The sequence below is a fragment of the Kitasatospora sp. NPDC091335 genome (assembly GCF_044757205.1).
In the GTDB taxonomy this organism is placed as follows: Bacteria; Actinomycetota; Actinomycetes; order Streptomycetales; family Streptomycetaceae; genus Kitasatospora.
The window spans coordinates 194,150-212,480 of the sequence record NZ_JBIVUM010000012.1 but is presented as its reverse complement, the minus strand read 5'-3'; the positions used below and the strand labels follow the sequence as shown (position 1 = coordinate 212,480).

The 18,331-nt window shown below is 72.4% G+C and carries 16 protein-coding genes; 13 read left to right on the top strand and 3 right to left on the bottom strand.

Annotated elements, in window-relative coordinates:
- Positions 1-28: 28 nt before the first annotated feature.
- From ACIQOW_RS24920 to ACIQOW_RS24900, 5 genes are all read left to right on the top strand, one after another.
- Entirely contained in the window at positions 29-1,273 is a 1,245-nt protein-coding gene (locus tag ACIQOW_RS24920; protein ID WP_401088447.1) for an ABC transporter ATP-binding protein, read from the top strand.
- Positions 1,274-1,454: 181 nt separating this feature from the next.
- Positions 1,455-3,089: a multicopper oxidase family protein gene (locus ACIQOW_RS24915; protein WP_401088445.1), complete on the top strand. Its 1,635-nt coding sequence runs from the start codon at positions 1,455-1,457 to the stop codon at positions 3,087-3,089.
- 353 nt (positions 3,090-3,442) lie between these two features.
- Positions 3,443-4,462 carry a SigB/SigF/SigG family RNA polymerase sigma factor gene (locus tag ACIQOW_RS24910; RefSeq protein ID WP_401088443.1) on the top strand — a complete coding sequence of 340 codons (1,020 nt, stop codon included), beginning with the start codon at positions 3,443-3,445 and terminating at the stop codon, positions 4,460-4,462.
- Between the two features lie 262 nt (positions 4,463-4,724).
- Complete coding sequence (locus ACIQOW_RS24905) at positions 4,725-5,063, top strand: hypothetical protein (RefSeq protein WP_401088441.1); 339 nt, start codon at positions 4,725-4,727, stop codon at positions 5,061-5,063.
- Positions 5,064-5,195: 132 nt separating this feature from the next.
- Positions 5,196-6,101 carry a DUF5133 domain-containing protein gene (locus ACIQOW_RS24900; RefSeq protein ID WP_401088440.1) on the top strand — a complete coding sequence of 302 codons (906 nt, stop codon included), beginning with the start codon at positions 5,196-5,198 and terminating at the stop codon, positions 6,099-6,101.
- A gap of 72 nt (positions 6,102-6,173) precedes the next feature.
- On the opposite strand, the gene ACIQOW_RS24895 is transcribed toward ACIQOW_RS24900, so the two are convergent.
- Together ACIQOW_RS24895 and ACIQOW_RS24890 are read right to left on the bottom strand one after the other, a co-directional pair.
- Positions 6,174-6,569 (bottom strand): hypothetical protein, encoded by a 396-nt coding sequence (locus ACIQOW_RS24895; RefSeq protein WP_401088438.1) that lies wholly within the window; start codon positions 6,567-6,569, stop codon positions 6,174-6,176.
- A 390-nt stretch (positions 6,570-6,959) separates the two neighbouring features.
- Entirely contained in the window at positions 6,960-8,171 is a 1,212-nt protein-coding gene (locus ACIQOW_RS24890; RefSeq protein ID WP_401088436.1) for a serine hydrolase domain-containing protein, read from the bottom strand.
- A 374-nt stretch (positions 8,172-8,545) separates the two neighbouring features.
- On the opposite strand from ACIQOW_RS24890, the gene ACIQOW_RS24885 reads away from it, so the two are divergent.
- A complete protein-coding gene (locus ACIQOW_RS24885; protein WP_401088434.1) occupies positions 8,546-9,196 on the top strand; it encodes a restriction endonuclease in 651 nt (216 codons plus the stop codon).
- A gap of 2 nt (positions 9,197-9,198) precedes the next feature.
- On the opposite strand, the gene ACIQOW_RS24880 is transcribed toward ACIQOW_RS24885, so the two are convergent.
- Positions 9,199-9,399, bottom strand: a complete 201-nt coding sequence (locus ACIQOW_RS24880; RefSeq protein ID WP_401088432.1) for a S1 RNA-binding domain-containing protein — start codon at positions 9,397-9,399, stop codon at positions 9,199-9,201.
- 480 nt (positions 9,400-9,879) lie between these two features.
- Here ACIQOW_RS24880 and ACIQOW_RS24875 point away from each other — a divergent pair, with 480 nt between their 5' ends.
- The 7 genes from ACIQOW_RS24875 to ACIQOW_RS24845 all read left to right on the top strand — a co-directional run bounded on the left by ACIQOW_RS24875 (position 9,880) and on the right by ACIQOW_RS24845 (position 18,023).
- Positions 9,880-10,392 carry a DUF1877 family protein gene (locus ACIQOW_RS24875; protein ID WP_401088431.1) on the top strand — a complete coding sequence of 171 codons (513 nt, stop codon included), beginning with the start codon at positions 9,880-9,882 and terminating at the stop codon, positions 10,390-10,392.
- 54 nt (positions 10,393-10,446) lie between these two features.
- Positions 10,447-10,875 carry a hypothetical protein gene (locus ACIQOW_RS24870; RefSeq protein WP_401088429.1) on the top strand — a complete coding sequence of 143 codons (429 nt, stop codon included), beginning with the start codon at positions 10,447-10,449 and terminating at the stop codon, positions 10,873-10,875.
- Positions 10,876-10,993: 118 nt separating this feature from the next.
- Complete coding sequence (locus ACIQOW_RS24865; protein ID WP_401088428.1) at positions 10,994-11,461, top strand: NUDIX hydrolase; 468 nt, start codon at positions 10,994-10,996, stop codon at positions 11,459-11,461.
- 648 nt (positions 11,462-12,109) lie between these two features.
- The gene (locus ACIQOW_RS24860) at positions 12,110-13,441 is read left to right on the top strand and encodes a sensor histidine kinase (protein WP_401088426.1); all 1,332 of its coding nucleotides are present in this window, start codon (positions 12,110-12,112) and stop codon (positions 13,439-13,441) included.
- Entirely contained in the window at positions 13,405-14,061 is a 657-nt protein-coding gene (locus tag ACIQOW_RS24855) for a LuxR C-terminal-related transcriptional regulator (protein WP_401088424.1), read from the top strand. Before ACIQOW_RS24860 ends, ACIQOW_RS24855 begins: the two co-directional genes overlap by 37 nt.
- 661 nt (positions 14,062-14,722) lie before the next feature.
- Positions 14,723-14,992, top strand: a complete 270-nt coding sequence (locus ACIQOW_RS24850; protein ID WP_188296242.1) for a hypothetical protein — start codon at positions 14,723-14,725, stop codon at positions 14,990-14,992.
- Positions 14,985-18,023, top strand: coding sequence for an ATP-binding protein (locus tag ACIQOW_RS24845; protein ID WP_401088422.1), 3,039 nt, complete (start codon positions 14,985-14,987; stop codon positions 18,021-18,023). The genes ACIQOW_RS24850 and ACIQOW_RS24845 overlap by 8 nt, the downstream gene beginning before the upstream one ends.
- The last annotated feature ends 308 nt before the right edge of the window (positions 18,024-18,331 follow it).

Genomic DNA, 18,331 nt, shown 5'->3' with positions numbered 1-18,331 from the left:
CCCACCCGGCGGACCAGGAAGGCGGATCGTGGCCGAGATCGTCCTCGACGGCATCACCAAGCGCTACCCGGACGGCGCCCTCGCCGTCCGCGACGTCGACCTCACCATCGCCGACGGCGAGTTCGTCATCCTGGTGGGCCCGTCCGGCTGCGGCAAGTCCACCACGCTCAACATGATCGCCGGGCTGGAGGACATCACCGAGGGCACCCTGCGGATCGCCGGGGAGGTGGTCAACGACCGCGCGCCCAAGGACCGGGACATCGCCATGGTGTTCCAGAGCTACGCCCTCTACCCACACATGAGCGTGCGCGACAACATGGGCTTCGCGCTGCGCCTGGCCAAGGTCGACAAGGCGACCATCGCCGCCAAGGTCGAGGAGGCCGCCCGCGTCCTGGACCTCACCCGGCACCTCGACCGCAAGCCCGCCAACCTCTCCGGCGGGCAGCGCCAGCGGGTCGCCATGGGCCGGGCGATCGTCCGCGACCCCAAGGTCTTCCTGATGGACGAGCCGCTGTCCAACCTGGACGCCAAGCTCCGGGTGCAGATGCGCACCCAGATCGCCGCCCTCCAGCGCCGCCTGGGCACCACCACCGTCTACGTCACCCACGACCAGGTCGAGGCGATGACGCTCGGCGACCGGGTGGTGGTGATGCGCTCCGGCGTCGTCCAGCAGGTCGGCTCGCCGCAGCACCTGTACGACGAGCCGGTGAACCTCTTCGTCGCCGGGTTCATCGGCTCGCCGGGCATGAACTTCCTCGGCGCCGCGCTGGAACGGGACGCCCTGCACACCTCGCTGGGCGCCCTGCCACTGGACGACCGCACCCGGCGCGCCCTGGAGCGCGCGGACGCGCCGCGCGAGCTGATCGTCGGGATCCGCCCCGAGGACTTCGAGGACGCCGCCCTGGCCGAGGGGCACGACGGCGGGGTCACCGTCACCGTGACCGTCGAGGTCAGGGAGTCGGTCGGCTCGGACGTCTACGTCCACTTCGCGGAGGAGGGCGGTCCGGTGGCGGGGTCGGGGGGTTCGGCAGGTTTGGCGGGGTCGGCGGGGTCGGGGGGTTCGGTGAGGTCGGTGAGCGCCGAACTCGCCGAACTCGCCGCCGACTCGGGCCGCGCCGACACCGGGATGCTGGAGCACCGGGTGGTGGCGCGGCTGAACCCGGTGACCAGGGCCGCCGAGGGCGGTCCGCTGGAGCTGTGGGTGGACACGGCGCGGATCCACGTCTTCGACCCGCGCAGCGGCGCCAACCTGACCCACCCGGAGCATGCGTAGCCAGGTGCCTCGGGGGCCGGGCCGCCAGGGCTCGGTCTTCAGGGCTTGGTCTTCAGGGCTTGGGTCCAGGGTTTGGCGTCCAGGGTTTGGCGTCCAGGGCGTGGCACGGAAGGCCCAACGCCCCCGGGCGCGCGGTGTGCCTGACCGGGACCCTGTGTAGGTCGACCTACATTGCCCGATTATGAGAGAAAATGTCGGAATCACTCGTCGATCGGTGCTCAAGGCCGTCCCCGCCGCCGTCCTGGTGGCGGCCTCCGACGGGATCCTCGCCCGGCGGGCCAGGGCGGCGACCCCCTTCCCCCAGCCGGTCGTCCGCAGAGCGCGACCGGCGCCCGGCACCCCGAGGGCCGTGCTCGACCAGACGCTCGCCGTGCGGTTCACCGACACCCCCGTCCCCGGCCTCGGGACGGTCACCACGCGCACCTACAACGGCACCATCCCCGGGCCGACCCTGCGGGTGCGCGCCGGCGACACCCTGCGGCTGACCCAGGTCAACGGCCTGCCGCCGAACCGGGCCCACGACGGCGGCCACCACAACCGGCCGCACCGCGAGAACAGCTTCAACCTGCACACCCACGGCCTGCACGTCTCCCCGTCCGGGGACGCCGACAACGTCCAGCGCGAGTTCGCGCCGCGCACGGTCGAGGAGGCCGAGGCCGGCGCCCCCGAACCGCGGTACCTGACCGTCATCGACATCCCGGCCGGCCACCCGGCCGGCACCTACTGGTACCACCCGCACGTGCACGGGGCCACCGCCGAACAGATCGCCGGAGGGATGGCCGGGGTCCTCGTCGTCGAGGGCGACGTCGACGAGGTGCCGGAGATCGCGGCCGCCGCCGACATCGTCGTCTGCGTCAACGAACTGATGGTCAAGGACGGCCGGGCCGCCGCGTTCGTCGCGGGCAACTCGTTCGCCGGCATCACGCCCGCCTTCACCGTCAACGGCGAGGTCAACCCCACCCTCACGCTGCGCCCCGGCGAGGTCCAGCGCTGGCGGCTGGTGGCGGCGACCGCGTTCACCGCGCTGTCGCTCCGACTCACCGACGGCGACACCGTGCTGACGCTGAATCAGATCTCTATGGACGGCGTGACCTTCCCGGCGCCGGTCGCCACCGACACGGTGCTGCTGTCCGTCGGCAACCGGGCCGACGTGCTGGTCCGGGGCGGCGAGCCCGGGACGTACGAACTGCGGGCCCAGGGCGCCCCCGGCCCGCTGATGACGGTCGAGGTGACGGGGGAGGCCGTCGACCCGCCGATGGGACTGCCGGCCGCCCTGCCGCAGGGCAAGCCCTTCCTCGACGAGGGCGACATCACCAACCCCGACGGCGACCGCACGGTGGTCTTCCACGTCGACGGCGGGGTCTTCGAGCAGCCGTTCCCGCACGCCTACCGCGTCCTCGGCAGCCACCCGACCCCCGCGGCCGACCCCGACGGCGATCTCACCAGCGACCCCGCCTACGGCCTGTTCGACCCCGACTACGTCAACCACACCCTGGAACTCGGCACCGTCGAGCGGTGGACCCTGCGCACCGACGAGTCCGCGCCGGGCTTCCACCACCCCTTCCACCTGCACACCAACCACGTCCTCGTCACCCACCGCAACGGCGAACGGCTCGACCCGCCGGTGTGGCAGGACACCGTCGACCTGGCCGGCGGCAGTCCGAGCGACACCGTCACCCTGCTGGTCGGGTACCAGGACTTCACCGGCAGTACCGTCCTGCACTGCCACCAGCTCCAGCACGAGGAGCTCGGCATGATGCAGCGCGTCGACTACGTCGAGTCCCGGCAGGGGGAACGGGCCGGGAGGCGGGTGTAGCCGATGCCGAGCCGGTCCCTCCGGCGCCGGCCTGCGGGTGGAGGCGCGGCTCGCCCGCACCTGGGGGTGCGCGCCCGAGGGCGGGGGAAGCGGGCCCGGCCGGAGGTGGCGCTCCCGCCGGGAGCCTCAGCCGGCCGGACCCGGAAATACGGTGAGAAAACACCCGCACCATGCGTTCGACCCCGAATCCCGGGTAGAACACCCATGCGGCGGCCGTGAACGATCCGGCTGCTCCGGCACCCCCGCACGGTGTGCCACCGGGATCTCGCCCGCGGAAGCCGGGCACAGGTCCTGGGGGAAGAAGCCCGTGACGTGACACGCGAGACCGTCGCTGTCCACGGGCGTTCACCCCGATGCCCAGGAGCGATCACGTGTCCATCCACCGGGAAACGAGCGGCCGGGAGGCGACTGGCCGGGAGTTCGTGGCCTCGGGTCTGTCGCCCGACCGGCCGTCGGGCCTTCCGGCCGATCTTCCGTCCGACCTGCCGCCCAGGCCGACGGTGGCCGAGCTGCGCCGGATGGGGAAGTCGGAGGCCCGGGAGCTGAGCGACGCCCTGTTCGAGCGGCTGGCCGGACTGGCCAGGGAGACCCGCGCCTACAGTTACGTCCGCGGCACGATCATCGAGCTGAACATGCCGCTGGTGCGGTTCATCGCGGCCCGCTTCCGGCACCGGGCGGAGGACATGGAGGACATCCTCCAGGTCGGCACGATCGGTCTGATCAAGGCCGTCGACGGCTACGACCGGCGGCGCGGCGTCGAGTTCGTGACGTACGCGATCCCGACCATCACCGGGGAGATCAAACGGTTCTTCCGCGACACCTCGTGGCCGGTGCGGGTCCCGCGCGGCATGCAGGAGCTCTACCTGAGCGTTGCCCGCGGATCCGACCGCCTGGAACAGGAACTCGGCCGGCTCCCGCAGCCCGAGGAGATCGCCGAGGACCTGCACCTCACCGTCGAACAGGCCACCGAGGGCCTGACGGCGGGCCGGGTCTACCGCCCCAACTCCCTGGACGCGCTGCGCGACCAGGACACCGACGAGACCGGCAGCGCCCTGCTCGACCGCCTCGGCGGCTGCGACCCCGGCCTCGAACTCGCCGACTTCCGGATCGCCGTGCGCCCCCTGCTGGCCCGGCTCCCCGAACGCGAGCGGACCGTCCTCAAACTCCGCTTCTGGGACGGCTGGACCCAGTCCAGGATCGCCGACCGGATCGGCGTCTCCCAGATGCACGTCTCCCGGCTGCTCAGCGCCACCCTGGCCTGGCTCCGCGAGCAACTGGAGGACCAGGACGCCCCCGGCTGGGCCGACGAGCCCCGGCGGCCCGGGTGTCCCGGGTGTCCTGGGTGCCAGGCTGAGCCTGCGGTGTCCGGCTGAGACGGTCGGGCCGGCCGGTTACAGGCCGGGCCCGTCGCAGGTCAGGCCGCTCACAGATCGGGTGGGTGCCGTGTCGAGTCCGAAGGCCATCGCGTCCGGGCCGGAAAGCGCTCCCGTCCGTCCGCCTCGGCTGCCCCGGCCCGGACGGCCCGGCTGCCCGCCGGCCGTCAGGCTGTGTCCGCATCAGGGGCGTTAGCGATCGCGGATCCGGGGTAATCGCCGCGGCGGACCACGGGGGCGGCGCAGCGAGGAGGCGGACAGCATGGACGGACGCGAGCAGGCGGAGCCGCGCGGAACCGGTGGAACCGAGCGGGCGCGGGTGCACGGTTGGGCTCCGGGGCGGCGGCTGGGGCCCCGTCCGGGCCCGGGGCTGCGCGGCGTCGGGCTCGGTCTGCGCGGCCGGGCCTGGGACCTGGTGCGCGGCGTGCGGCCGCGCACCGTCCTCGGGCTCGCCCTGCTGTCGCTGGGCCTGCTGGCGGCCGGTCTGGGGACGTCGAAGGCACCGTTCCTCTGGGGCCTCGCGGGCTGCTGGGCCCTGGCGCTGGCGATCGCCGCCACGGTGCTCCGCGCCTGCGCCGACGGGCGGGGGGACGGGGGGTGAGGGTGTTGTCCGTACCGTCCGTGCTGTCTGCGGTGCCCGTGGTGCGTCCCGGGTGGGTCCGGGCCCCCGCCCTCGCGGCATGGTTCCACTGTGTGATCGGCGCATACTGTCCGTAAACACACGGAGGTGTTCATGCCCATGGTGGATGTCGCGGCCCTCGGCCGGCTGGTCGCGGAGTACGAGGCCCTGTCCCCGTCGCGCTCACCGGAAGCCCGGCAACGGTTGCGCGACGTCTGCTACACGATCGGCATCTACACGGGGGAGGCCGACGCGGCCCGCGCGGTCGCCCGGGCCCGCGTGCTGCTGGACCGTCAGGCAGCCGCAGGTGACGGCGGGGCGGCGGCCGGGACCCCGGTCCCGGACCGCGCCCGCGAGAACCTGCTCGCCGAACTCGGCGACCTCGCGGCCCGTGAACAGGGCCGCCCCGGGCCCTTCTCGACACTGCACGACATCGTTCAGCTGACCCGCGTCACCGTCCCGGACTGCGTGGGCGCCGCCGTGAGCACCTGGCACGACGACGGCTCCGTCGAGACCTTCGCGGCCACCTCGTCGTACCTGATGGCCCTCGAACGCGCCCAGGGCGAGGCGGGCGCTGGTCCGCTGTCCCGGATCCGCCGCCAGGGCGAGGGGCAGGTCGTGGTCAAGCTGGACCCGGGCCGTCCCGGCCGCTTCGCAGACCGGGCCCGGCGCTGCGGCGTACGGGCCGTGGCCAGCGCCCACCTGCGCACCCACCCGCACGGGTGCACCGCCTTCAGCGCGTACCTGCGGACGCCGGCCGATCCCGGCACACCGGCCCTCGGACTGGTGGAGGTGCTCGCCCTCCAGGCGTCCGTCGCCCTCGACCGCTTCGCACTCTCCCGGGCGGCCGCCGACCTGCTCGACCGCCGGCACGCCACCGGCCTGGCCATCGGCATCACCGTCGAGCGCTTCGGCGTCACCCCGCACACCGCGATCGGCCTGCTGGTCAGGGCCGCCCAGCGGCTGGGCACGGACCTCGACACGGTCGTCCGGCGCCTGGCGGGGGGTGAGGAGTCGTAAGGGAAGGGGCGTTCCGGCGGTGGCTGTCGGGCCGCCGCCGGAGACTGTCGAGGGGTGGGGAACCGGACGTGCTCAGCGAGCTTCGCCTTGGCGCGAGGACCAGGCGGCCGTTCCGAGGGTCAGCAGCACCGACAGCGCGAACGCCGTGAACAGGTGCTCGCCACTCAGCGCCGCATACCCCAGCAGGGCCGCCTGCGCCCCGGCCGCCGGCACCAGCACGCGCCTGCCCCGGTCGGCCGGCAGCCGCCAAACCGCCCGTACCGCCCACCCGTTGAGCCCGGCCATCACCAGCCCCGCGCTCGCGAACACGTACGGCACCGCCTTCGACCGCGGGGCCAACTCGTCCTCGAAGCCGACGCCGTTGTAGAACAGCGGCACCGCGATGCAGAAGAACAGCACCACCGCCACCGTCTCCAGGGTCAGCAGCACGGTTGCCGCGGCCTGCGACAGCCAGGTGAGACGGGACATGGGTGGGGCCTTCCGGTGGTGAGGTGAGGGTGACGGAGGACCCGTCACCGCGGCGCGGTCGCCCGGCAAGCCGTGCGGATGATGGTGCGCGGGCCGGGGCCGGCGGGTGTCGCGCGCTGCTGCGGGCATGGCACGATGTGCGGGCTCCTTGACGCCATTCGAAGCTGCTACTGACGGGGCGCCACAGCATAGTCAAGAAATGGCAAAGGCCGCGCTGTGTCGCAGGTCGGAAAGCCTCCTCCCCGCACCCGCGGGGGTCAGCCGCTCGTCGACGACGTGCCGCTGTTCGTCCCAGCCTTCTCCCTGCCTGCACCTCACCAGCAGGGGCGCGCCGCTGGCGGCAAAGCGGTTCATCAGATGAACGCCCTTGCCGGGCTCCTCTACGGCGGCTCAGTGTGCGGGGTCGGTGCCGCACGCGGCTGTGGTGAGGAAGGCGGCGACGGCGGCCTTGGCACCGCGCGGGTCGGAGGCGTCGTACGGGTTGTGCGAGAGCACGAGTTGGCGTCGGCCGTCGGCCGTGCCGGCCACCATCGTCGAGTAGCCGGGGAGGTCTCCGCTGTGGCCCCAGAGCACTCCGCACGGCGTGTCGAACCGAGCCAGCCCCAGCCCGTATCCGCGCCCGGGCCCCGCGTCCACCGTCCGGGTCATCTCGGCGAGTTGGGCGGGCGGTAGCAGCCGGCCGGCCAACAGGGCGGCGGTGAACCGGTTGAGGTCGTCCGCGCTGGATATGCCCTGCCCGGCGGCGCCCAGGACGGATGGGTTGAGTTCGGTGATGTCCACCGGCCCGGTCGAGAGCTTCACGTAGCCGTGGGCGTGCGGGCCGGGCAGTCGCGGCGAGAGCCCGGGCATGCTGGTGTCGTGCAGTCCCAGCGGCCGGATGATCCGCCGGTCGACCTCCTGCTGCCAGGAGTGGCCGGTGACCCGCTCGATGAGCAGGCCGGCGAGCAGGTAGTTGGTGTTGGAGTAGTGCCATCCCTGCCCTGGCGGGAAGTAGGGGGCGTTGCCGTTGGCGAGCGCGAGCAGTTCGGCCGGCTGGTAGGTGCGCCAGCGCGGTCCTGCCAGCCAGCTGCGGTACTGGGCTTCGTCCTGAGGATCGAGGCCCGGTGCATCGGTGTAGTTGTACAACCCGCTGGTGTGGTTGAGCAGTTGGCGGATGGTGATGGTCGCGCCGTTCGGTACCGCGCCGGGCAGGTGGCGTTCGATCGGGTCGTCCAGGCCGATGCGCCGCTCACCGGTGAGTTGGAGCACGACGGTGGCGACGAAGGTCTTGGTGACGCTGCCGATCCTGAATCGGGCCTGAGCGGGCACCGGCGCGCCGGTGCCCAGATCAGCGACGCCGGCCCGCCCACGCAAGATGGTCCGCCCGTCCTGGCGGACCTCGCCGACGGCTGCCGAGGAGCCGGCGTCGACGATGCCCTGCAGTGTGGTGCGCAGCGCAGCAACCCCGGCGGTTTCCAAGCGGAGTTCCTGGCGTCCGCCCGTCGGCCGGGCGGGGGATGCGGCGAAGCTCGCGGATGCGCCGGTACCGAGCAGGGCGGCGGCGGTCAGGAGCGCGGCCGCCGAGCGGATGCCGAGTCCCGCGGGGCGCGAATGTGTCGTCACGTCTGACATGGATTTCCCTTCGGGAGCAGGCGCTTGTCGCTGCCCCTGAAGTGAGCCTGCCGGTGGGGTTCCCGTCCGGGCATCCGTCGAAGGTGTCGCACCGTGTCCTACCTGAGGCTGGTGGACCCGGCACCCGTGCGGCCCTGTGGAAGGATCCGAGGCGAATGCTGGCCGGCCACCCTGGGCGCGTGTCTGTGGGCTTCCGTCCGTTCGCTGGGCAGGGCCCGTGGGCGCCCAGGTGCCAGGTTCGGCCGTCGGTCGCCGGGATCCGGTCAACTCGGCTGCGAGGCAAGTGGAGTTCGATGGATCGCAGGCGCACCGGAAGCGCTGGCTTCTAGGCTCGCACGAACAATGGCGTTGTGAAGGGGAGTGCCGTGACCCGTAGGCCTGTCCGGCGGCGGCGCCGTGCGACCACCGTTCGTCGGGTCGTACGGCAGGCGAAGGCCAACCCCCTGCCGTTGGGTATCGCCGCGCTGGTCGTGGTCGCCCTGGCCGTGACGATAGTCCGTTGGTTGGCTCAACACCTGGTGCTGGTCGCCGCGTTGCTCGCCATCGGAGCGGTGGCAGGCCTCGTCGTGCTGCGCTCGCGAGCGCGGACCGGCCGACGGGAGCTGGAGGCGCGGACCGCCCAACTGCGGCACATCGGGCCGTTCCTGGCGATGACCCCCAAGGCCTTCGAGCACGCGTTGGCCGATCTGTGCCGTCGGGACGGCTGCACGAAGGTGACGGTGGTCGGCGGCGCCGGAGACCTCGCGGCGGATGTCCTGGCCGTCACCCCGACCGGGCAGCGGCTCCTCATCCAGGCCAAGCGGTACGGCCCGAAGACCTTCGTCGGCTCCCACGACGTCCAGAAGGTCAACGGTACCTACCGCGACGTGCACCACTGCGATCTGGCCGCCGTGGTGACGACCAGCTCGTTCACCAAGGCCGCCGCCGCCTTCTGCACGCAGGTCGGCATCCGTACCGTCGACCGGCGAGCGCTCGCTCTGTGGGCGGACGGGCGGGGCGGCCCACCGTGGGCCTGAGTTCACCCGTCCGCGCGTTCGGGGTCGGCCGGGGAGAGCAGGAGTCGGCGCCACTCCCGGTCCAATTCGGCGACGAGGACCGGGAGTTCGTCACCGACCCGGACCGCGCCCGGCGGCTCCCCTTCGGCGGGCGTGAGATCCCGTAGCCGCACCAGCCCTTCGACGCCGTCGGCGACCTGGACGAACACGCCGAACGGGACCACCCCGGTGACCCGCCCCCGTAGCCGCTGACCGACCGGGTTGCGGTCGGCGAACGCCTGGAACGGGTCCGGTCGCAGCGCCCGCAGGGAGAGTCTGGCCTCCAGGTTCCAGGTGTCGACCTGGAGGAACTCGCACGTGACGCGCTGACCGACCCGTACGACGTCGGACGCCGCCTCGATGCGCCGCCACGACAGTTCGGGGACCGTGATGAACCCCCCACGCCGGGGAAGAGCGGGTGGTCGGGGCCGTCGTCCAGCGCCACGAACACGCCGTACCGTTCGATCGCCGCGACGGTGCCGGAGAGTGGCCGGCCGATGCTCAGCGATGCCAGGAACACCTCCAGCTCCGGGCTCCTGGGTGCTCCATCCATGCGACCCAGTCTTCCATCGTGCCCGACCGGTCTGTCGGTGGTCCCGTCTAGCCTGACGGCGAAGTGGACGTCGAAGGACGTCCCGGCGGAACGAACAGGGCGGGTGCGGTACATGAGCGTGGACTTCTTCTGGCGGCGGGTGGACGGAGGACTGCTGGACGAGCTGTCGCCGGGGGAGCTCTTCGACCTGGTGCCGGATTGGTTCGACAGCGAGTTCGGACCGCAGCATCAGGCGGGCACCGTGCTGGCGGTGGAGAGCAACGGATACCTGATGCACGTCGCCCTGATGGAGGCGGTCGGCGGCGCGGGGCCGGACCTGAGAACCGCCCAACTGCCGGTGTTCGCCGGGGAGGAGCGGGTGATCGCCGATGAGGAGACGACGATCCGGGTGCTCCGGCCCGACGAGGTCCGGGCGGCGTCGGCCTTCCTGGAGCGGGTCGGCGTCGACGACCTGGTGAGCACCGTGGGCGCCGCGCTGGCGGAGAAGGTCGCCGACCTCGGATTCGCGACTCCATGGTCCGAGGAATGGGCCGGCCACCTGACCGCCGACCTGCGCGCGCTGAAGGACTTCTACGCCGGGGCCGCCGCTGCCGGCGACGCGATGGTCAAGTTCGAGTCCGCATGACCTCCTGCGGGCCGGTTCGGCCGAGTGTCAGTGGCATGCGGTTGGGTGTGCACCATGTCCTCGCCGTGGCGGGAGGAGGTCCGCGCGCACTGGCCAGGACTGCTCGACGGCCTGCCGGCGTCGCTCGCGCAGTACGCCCAGGCGCCCGAGTTCGAGTTCGACGGGTTCTTCGACGCGACCGTGTGCGCCTGGTACGAGACCGGATCCAGCGGCTGGCAGTGCGGACCGGTCGACTTCACCGACGGTGACACGGACGGTGCCGACTGGCTGTTCGAGGTCCTCACCGGTGCCGACGCCGCGCAGGCGTTCATCGACTACGCGGAGGAGTACCACGAGCGGTCCGTCGACAGGGAGGCGGTGGAGTCGGTCCTGAAGGGCGCCCCGCTCGACCGCCGTACGGTCTCCGCGCTGGCGGACGCCGTGGACTTCGACGCCGTCGCGGCGCGGGCACGTACGTGGGGCTGGACGGTGGTGGACGGCTGACGCTGCGGGGGAGCTTCTCGACTGGCCGCAGCAGGTTCTGCCGCGGCCGGTGAACTCCTCGTTGTCTCATGGGCCTGCGCGGACTTGAGACCGGCATGGACGATTCCGGAGGTGGAGCATGCCCAGGCGTGACTACGAGGACGGCCCGAACGCCCCGAAGGCGAACAGCCTGGTTCCGGCCGCCTCCGTCGTGGTGACCGACGACGCGGGCCGCATCCTGCTCCAGCGCCGGACGGACAACGGCATGTGGGCCCTTCCCGGCGGCACGATGGACATCGGCGAGTCCATCGCCGGGTGCGGCATCCGCGAGACCCGCGAGGAGACCGGCCTCGACATCGAGATCACCGGGATCGTCGGCACCTACACCAACCCCGGGCACGTCCTTGCGTACGACGACGGCGAGGTCCGGCAGGAGTTCTCCGTCTGCCTCCTCGGACGCCCGATCGAAGGGGAGCTGCGGGTGTCCGAGGAGTCGCACGAGGTGGCTTGGTTCACCCCGGCCGAGACGGACGAACTGCCGATGGTGCCGAGCATCCGCAAGCGGCTGACGGACTGGCGCTCGGGAGCGATCCCGGTGGTGCGGTGACCGGCGTCGTCGGGCCGCGTGAACGGCGGTGTCGTCTGGGCGTGGAGCGGCCGACGGCCTTGATGCTGCCGCATCGCATGGTGCGGACGGTGTCGGCCGACGGCTGACCCCTGCGGGGTGCGGGGAGGAGCTCAAGGAACTGTGGGCGACCAACCAGGCCGCCGGCTGACCCCCACGGGTGCGGGGAAGAATTCCAAATCGGATTACCCAGGGTGTCCTTGATCGGCTGACCCCCGCGGGCGCGGGGAGGAGAGGACGTCGGATGCGGCGAGGGTGATGTCGTACGGCTGACCCCCGCGGGCGCGGGGAGGAGACTTTGTGGCCTGGGGCGATGCGGCGACCTTGCTGTTTCTTTGCATCGTCAAGTGCGTCCCTGCCCGAACGCCTCTCCACTGTAGATGAACTGTCGAGATGTCAAAGAGCCCGCGAATCATCCCATGTGCTTGCCCGCCACGGGCGTCCGCCGCCACCGCTGTGCGGCCCGCAGACAAGTGTGAAGGCGGGCCCAGGCCAACCCCTGCCGGGGGTGCAGCCGGACTCTTCCGCCGCCCCGCCCGCTCCTAAGGTTGATCATGTGCTCCCGCAGTCAGGGCCGAGGCAGGGGGCTGCGATCATGAGCGGTCCGCGCCGTGCCCGATCGGAGGCCCTGTGAGCAGCCCGCAGACGACTCCTGTCGCCGGAGAACCACGTGGCGCCGCACGGGAGTTGCGCGGCGCCGCACAAGCCCTCGGGCGGCTCGCCGTCCTGACGCTGCTGATACCCGTCGGTGTGGTGCTCGCGACGGCCTTCCTGCTGTCCTTCCTGCTCTGGGGCTGCCTCGGGATGTTCCCGCTGTTCCCGGCGGTCATCAGGCGGGTCCGCGCCGTCGCCGTCGCCGGCCGGTGGGCGGCCGGCCACTGGTCGCAGGTGCCGGTGCCACCGCCGTACCGGCCGCGTCCGGCCCTGGAGCGCACCCTGCACGGCTGGTACTGGACCGGCCACGACTACCACAGGAACCGCTGGTTCGCGGGTATGTCCCTTGACGTCCGCTGGCTCTGGAACGACCCGGCGACCTGGCGTGACGCCCTCTGGCTGATCACCGACCCGCTGGTCGGCGGCGGCATCGCGGCCGGACCCGTGCTGCTGGCCGGCGCCGGCCTGTACGGAATCGTCCAGGCGCCTCTGCCGTATGACCTGCCGTTCGGCGGCCTGTCCGCCCTGCTTCTCGGTCTGCTCGGCCCCGTGCTGGTCGTCGCGGGCCTCGCCCTCGCCCGGCCCGCACTGCGCCTGCACGGCCGTTGGACCCGCAGTCTGCTCGGCCCCACCGAGCGCTCCCGGCTCGCCCGGCGGGTCGAGCAGCTCACCGAGATCCGGCTGGACGCCACCGAGGCCCAGGCTGCCGAACTGCGCCGGATCGAAAGGGACTTGCACGACGGCGCGCAGGCCAGGCTGGTCGCGGTGAGCCTGCGCCTGGGCGCGGTCGCGGGGCTGATCGACCGCGACCCGGAACAGGCCAAGCGGGTGGTGACGGACACCCAGGAGAACGTCACCCAGGCACTCCAGGAACTCCGCGACCTGGTGCGCGGAATCCACCCGCCGGTGCTCGCCGAACGCGGTCTCGCGGAGGGCGTGCGGGCGCTGGCGCTGGACGTCCCGCTGAAGGTCGAGGTGCGGACCGAACTGCCCGGACGGGCCGAGGCGCCGGTGGAGTCGGCGGTCTACTTCGCCGTCAGCGAGGCGCTCACCAACGCCGTCAAGCACGGCGACGCCCGGCACGCCACGGTGCACCTCTCCCACACCGCGGGACTGCTGCGCGCCGAGGCCACCGACGACGGCCGCGGCGGCGCCGACCCCGGCCTGGGCAGCGGCCTGCGGGGCATCCGGCGCAGACTGGCGGTGTTCGACGGTACGCTCACGCTGACCAGCCCCCCGGGGGGTCCGACCAGGCTGATCATGGAGCTACCGTGCGTGTTGTCCTCGCCGAGGACCTCGTCCTGCTGAGGGACGGCCTCTCCCTGCTGCTGAGCGCCCACGGGCACGAGATCGTCGCCGCGGTGGAGAGCGGCCCCGAACTGGCCGCCGCACTCGCCGACCACCGCCCCGACATCGCGGTGGTCGACGTCCGCCTGCCACCCACCTACTCCGACGAGGGCCTCCAGGCCGCACTCGCTGCTCGCCGTGAACGGCCGGGCCTGCCCGTCCTCGTCCTCTCCCAGCACGTCGAACAGCTCTACGCCCGGGAGCTGATCGCCGACGGCGCCGGCGGTGTCGGCTACCTCCTCAAGGACCGGGTCTCCAAGGCCGACCAGTTCGTCGACGCCGTCCACACCGTCGCGGCGGGCGGCACGGTGATGGACCCCCAGGTCATCTCCCGGCTGCTCGCCCGCAACGCCTACGACCAGCCGCTCGCCCTGCTGACCCCGAGGGAACGCGATGTCCTCGCGATGATGGCCGAGGGCCGCTCCAACGCGGCGATCGCCCAGCGGCTGCACTTCAGCGAGGGCGCGGTCAGCAAGCACACGTCCAGCATCTTCGCCAAGCTCAACCTGGGCGCCTCCGACGACGACAACCGCCGGGTGCTCGCCGTCCTCGCGTACCTCGACGGGACACGCACGGGCTGAGGCCGTATGGCGGGCGGGCGTGGAGCGGGTGACACGCGCCCTCGCGGTGGCAACCTCATGAGAAGGCCGCGAGTCGGACGCGCCGAACCCCCACAGATGCGGGGAGGAGGCCTTTACCACGCTCTTGGCCGCCGGCTCGTACGGCTGACCCCCGCAGGTGCGGGGAGGACCGTGTCCCATCTGCGCGGCCGACAGCGGTTACGTCGGCTGACCCCCGCGGGTGCGGGGAGGAGACTTCGTGACCTGGGGCGATGAAGCGAGTTTGCGATTTCTTTGCACGGCCGGACGGCCCCCGTGCGAGCATCCCCGCCGCCGTGGCCTGACGAGATGTCAAGGAGCGCGTGAATCATCCCACGCGGCACTGAGAGAGCAGTAGCCGGAGCGTGAGCAGCAACTGGCGCAGGGGCGCCGGGCTTGGTGCCGCGTCGACGAACCGAGCGCAGGGTCACCCGTCTCCGCGCCCGCGCGAGTTCAGTCGCGCCGCGCGCCCCCGTCGCCGCCCCCCGGCGCACGAATACTGTCACAAATGTGGCCGTTGTGCCGCGATGGTGATCATTTAGGAGTACATGGCGAATGTACTGAATATTCCCCTGACTGGTCATCAGGTGTAAGATGGAGAAACCGCGGCTCCGTGCCGAGAACGATATCAACGGGGGCAGTCATGGCTCGTCGATGGGAAGCCGATCCTTCCGCTTCGCTGCAGAAGCGCCTCGGGAAATCCGCCAAAGAACTGGGATCGTCCGACGAGAAGGACGAATGCCCGGACATCTGGCAGCTCTCGAACGGCGATGTCGCGGTGATCGGCCGTGACCTCACGGAGAACTATCGCGGCCGGCTCCCCGAGGGCGTCGTCCTGGGCGCGGACGAGCGGCTCGTCGTCATTCCCGGCCTCATGCTGAGCACGGCGAAAGCGGACATCCCGGATGCCTGATCGGCACGCTCCCGAGCTGCGGCCCGAGTGGGGCGAGTCGCTCGCCCGGGACGACTACAAGCGCGACTTCCGTGAGCGGGACGCGCTGGTCCGCGGCCGGGACTCGTGGAAGCTGGAGCGCCGCCAGCACTTCGAGGAGCAGGGCAGTCCGAGCTGGGATGCCGCCCGTCGGGGTGACTGGGCCGAGGCGTTGCGGCTCCTGGAGGGCCGGCGCCAGGCGCTGCTCGCGATCGGGCGGGAGGACGCGGCGCGGCAGTCGTTCTTCCACCGGGTGCGGGTGGTCGAGCGGCCGTGGACGGACTACCTGTGGTGGCAACTGCACTCGCTGCGGATCCGGGCCGAATGCGGCGAGCGGATCCGCATTGTCCGTGCCGCGGCACTGGCCGCTTCCGAGGAATTCGGGCCGCTGCCGGAAATCGTCGTGCTCGGCGGCCGAACGCTCTACCAGGTGCGCTATTCGGACACGGGAATTCCGGCCGGCGCGGTCAGGTACACCGATCCCGGTCTCGTCCGCCGCTGGGAGGACTACCTCGCGGATCTCCACCGCGCGGGCGAGGACGTCCGGGCCTACTTCGATCGCGAAGTGGCTCCTCTTCCCCCACCCGTACGGAATGGGAGCACAGTGGCGGCCGAGCGCGATGGGAATGCCGTCGGCGCCGGAAGTACGCGGTCCGCGGTGTCCGGTTCCTCCGCTCACGACGTCGTCCAGGCCAGGGACGTCAGCGGAGGCATCCACTTCCACCGTGCGACCGGGCGTTCGGACTCCGCTCCGACACCCCGCCAACTGCCCGCGGACGTCCGTGGTTTCGTCAACCGCGTCGACGAACTCCACCAGCTGGACGACGCCCTGACCGGTGAGGAGCAGCACCCGTCCGACCCGGCCGTCGTCGTGATCGCCGGAACCGCCGGCGCGGGCAAGACCTCGCTCGCCCTGCACTGGGCCCACCAGGCCCGCCACCGGTTCCCCGACGGCCAGTTGTACGTCAACCTCCGCGGCTACGACCCGGGCCGGCCGGTCACCGCCCACGAGGCGCTCCACCGCTTCCTGACGTCCCTCGGCGTCAACGCCGGGTCCGTCCCGCACGACCCCGACGCGGCCGCCGCCCTCTACCGCTCCCTCCTCGCCGAACGCCGCGTCCTGGTCGTCCTCGACAACGCCGCCAGCGCGAACCAGGTGCGTCCTCTCCTCCCCGGCAGTACCGGCAGCCTCGTCCTGGTCACCAGCCGCAGCCGGCTGTCCGGCCTCGCCGTCCGCGACGGCGCCCGCCGGCTCACCCTGCGGACCCTGCCCGAACCCGAGGCCGTCGCCCTGCTGCGCGCCGTCACCGCCGGGCACCGGCCGCAGGACGACCCCGCGAAGCTCACCGAACTCGCCCGTCTCTGCGCGCAACTGCCGCTGGCCCTGCGGATCGCGGCCGAGCGCGCCGCCAGCCTGCCGCACATGGGTCTGGACGACCTGATCGGCGACCTGCGCGACGAATCAGCGCTCTGGGACGCCCTCAGTGTCGGGGAGGACGAGGACGCCGACGCCGTCCGTACGGTCTTCGCCTGGTCCTACCGGGCGCTGCCGGAACAGGTCGCACGCCTCTTCCGCCTCCTCGGCCTCCATCCGGGCCCGGACTTCGGACTGCACGCCGCGGCCGCCCTCGCCGGCCTCACGCCCAGTCGCACCCGCCAGCTCCTCGACTCCCTGGTCGGCGCCCACCTCGTCGAACAGAGCGCACCCGACCGCTACCAGTTCCACGACCTCCTGCGCGCCTACGCCACCGACCAGGCCCAGCAGGAGGAAACCCCCGCCCAGCGCCAGGCCGCACTGCGCCGGGTGCTCGACTGGTACCTGCACACCGCCGACGCCGCCCAGCAGTGGCTGCGGCCCGCCGAAGACCGGTTGGCACTCGACCCCGCGCCCGACGGAGTCCAGCCGACGGCCTTCGCCGACTACAACGCCGCCGTGGACTGGGCCGAGCGCGAGCGTGCCAACCTCCTGCAAGCCGTCCACACCGCCCGCGCCGCAGGCGAGGACCGGCGGACCTGGCAACTGGCCGCCGTCCTGTGGAACGCCCAGGCCCCCTCCGCCCCCGGCGCGGACTGGCTCCCCGCAGGCCGGCTCGGTCTGGGTGCCGCCGAACGCCTCGGCGACACCGCCGCTCAGGCCCTGTTGCTGACGGACCTCGGCATGGGGCACACCAGGATCAACGCCCTCGACGACAGCCTGGAGCACCACCGCAGAGCCCTGGCGCTCTGGCGCGAACTCGGCGACGGGCCCAACGAGGCGCACTCGCTCAACCTGCTCGGGCTGGTCCACCTGCACAGCAGGCAACTGGACGACGCCGCACGGCACTTCGAGCAGGCGCTCGCGGCTTTCCGACAGGCGAACGAGGCGCACTGGGAGGCCACCACACTCTCCAACCTCGCCAGCACCCACTACCGCGCCGGCCGCCTCCCCGAGGCCGAGGCCGCCGTCGGCCAGGCACTCACCGCCCACCGCGCACTGAAGAACCAACGCGGCGAGGGCAACGCCCTGCGCCTGCTGAGCGACATCCAACGCGACGACGGCGACCCGGCCGGCGCACTCGCCTCGGCACACGCGGCCCTCGACATCGCCCTGAACCTCCGCGACCACCGCCTGGAAGGCTTCTGGCTCATCACCCTCGGCGACGCCCAACGCGCCGACGGCCAACCCACCGAAGCCCTCGACTCCTACCAGCGCGCCGCCGTCCTCCACCGCCGCCTCGGCGACCGTAGCCGCGAAGCCCTCGCCTGGCACGGCGCCGGCGAGACCTACCGCCACCTCGACCGCCCCGCCGAGGCCGCCGCCTTCCTGCGCCGGGCCGCCACCGCCCACCGCGACCTCGGCGACCCCTGGCACGAGGCCCTGGCCCTCGCCGCCCTCGCGGCAACGGTGTCCGGCGACGACCCCCAGGCGGCCCGGCAGCACCGGGCGGAGGCCCTCGCCCTGCTCGCCGGGTACGGCGACCCGCGGGCGGCCGCGGAGCGGGAGCGCCTCGCGGGGCGGGCGGGGGAGGACTGACGGCGGGTCGGTACCCCGCGGGCGGCGGGGTCGGGAGCCGTCGGTGACGGCCGTGTGGACGCCGATCGGTTGACCCCCCGCGCGTGCGGAGAGCAGGGGGCGCCGGGGTCGAGTCGCGTACGGGTGACCGGCTGACCCCCGAGGGTGCGGGGAGGATCCCGAGCCCATGGGGTCGATGACCCGGCACGCCGGCCGACCCCCGCGGGTTCGGGGAGGAGCGCCGCCTCGACGTCACCCTCAACACGACCGATGGCTGACCCCCGCGGGTGCGGGGAAGGCCCGATCTACAAGCTCTACGCCGGTCTCGA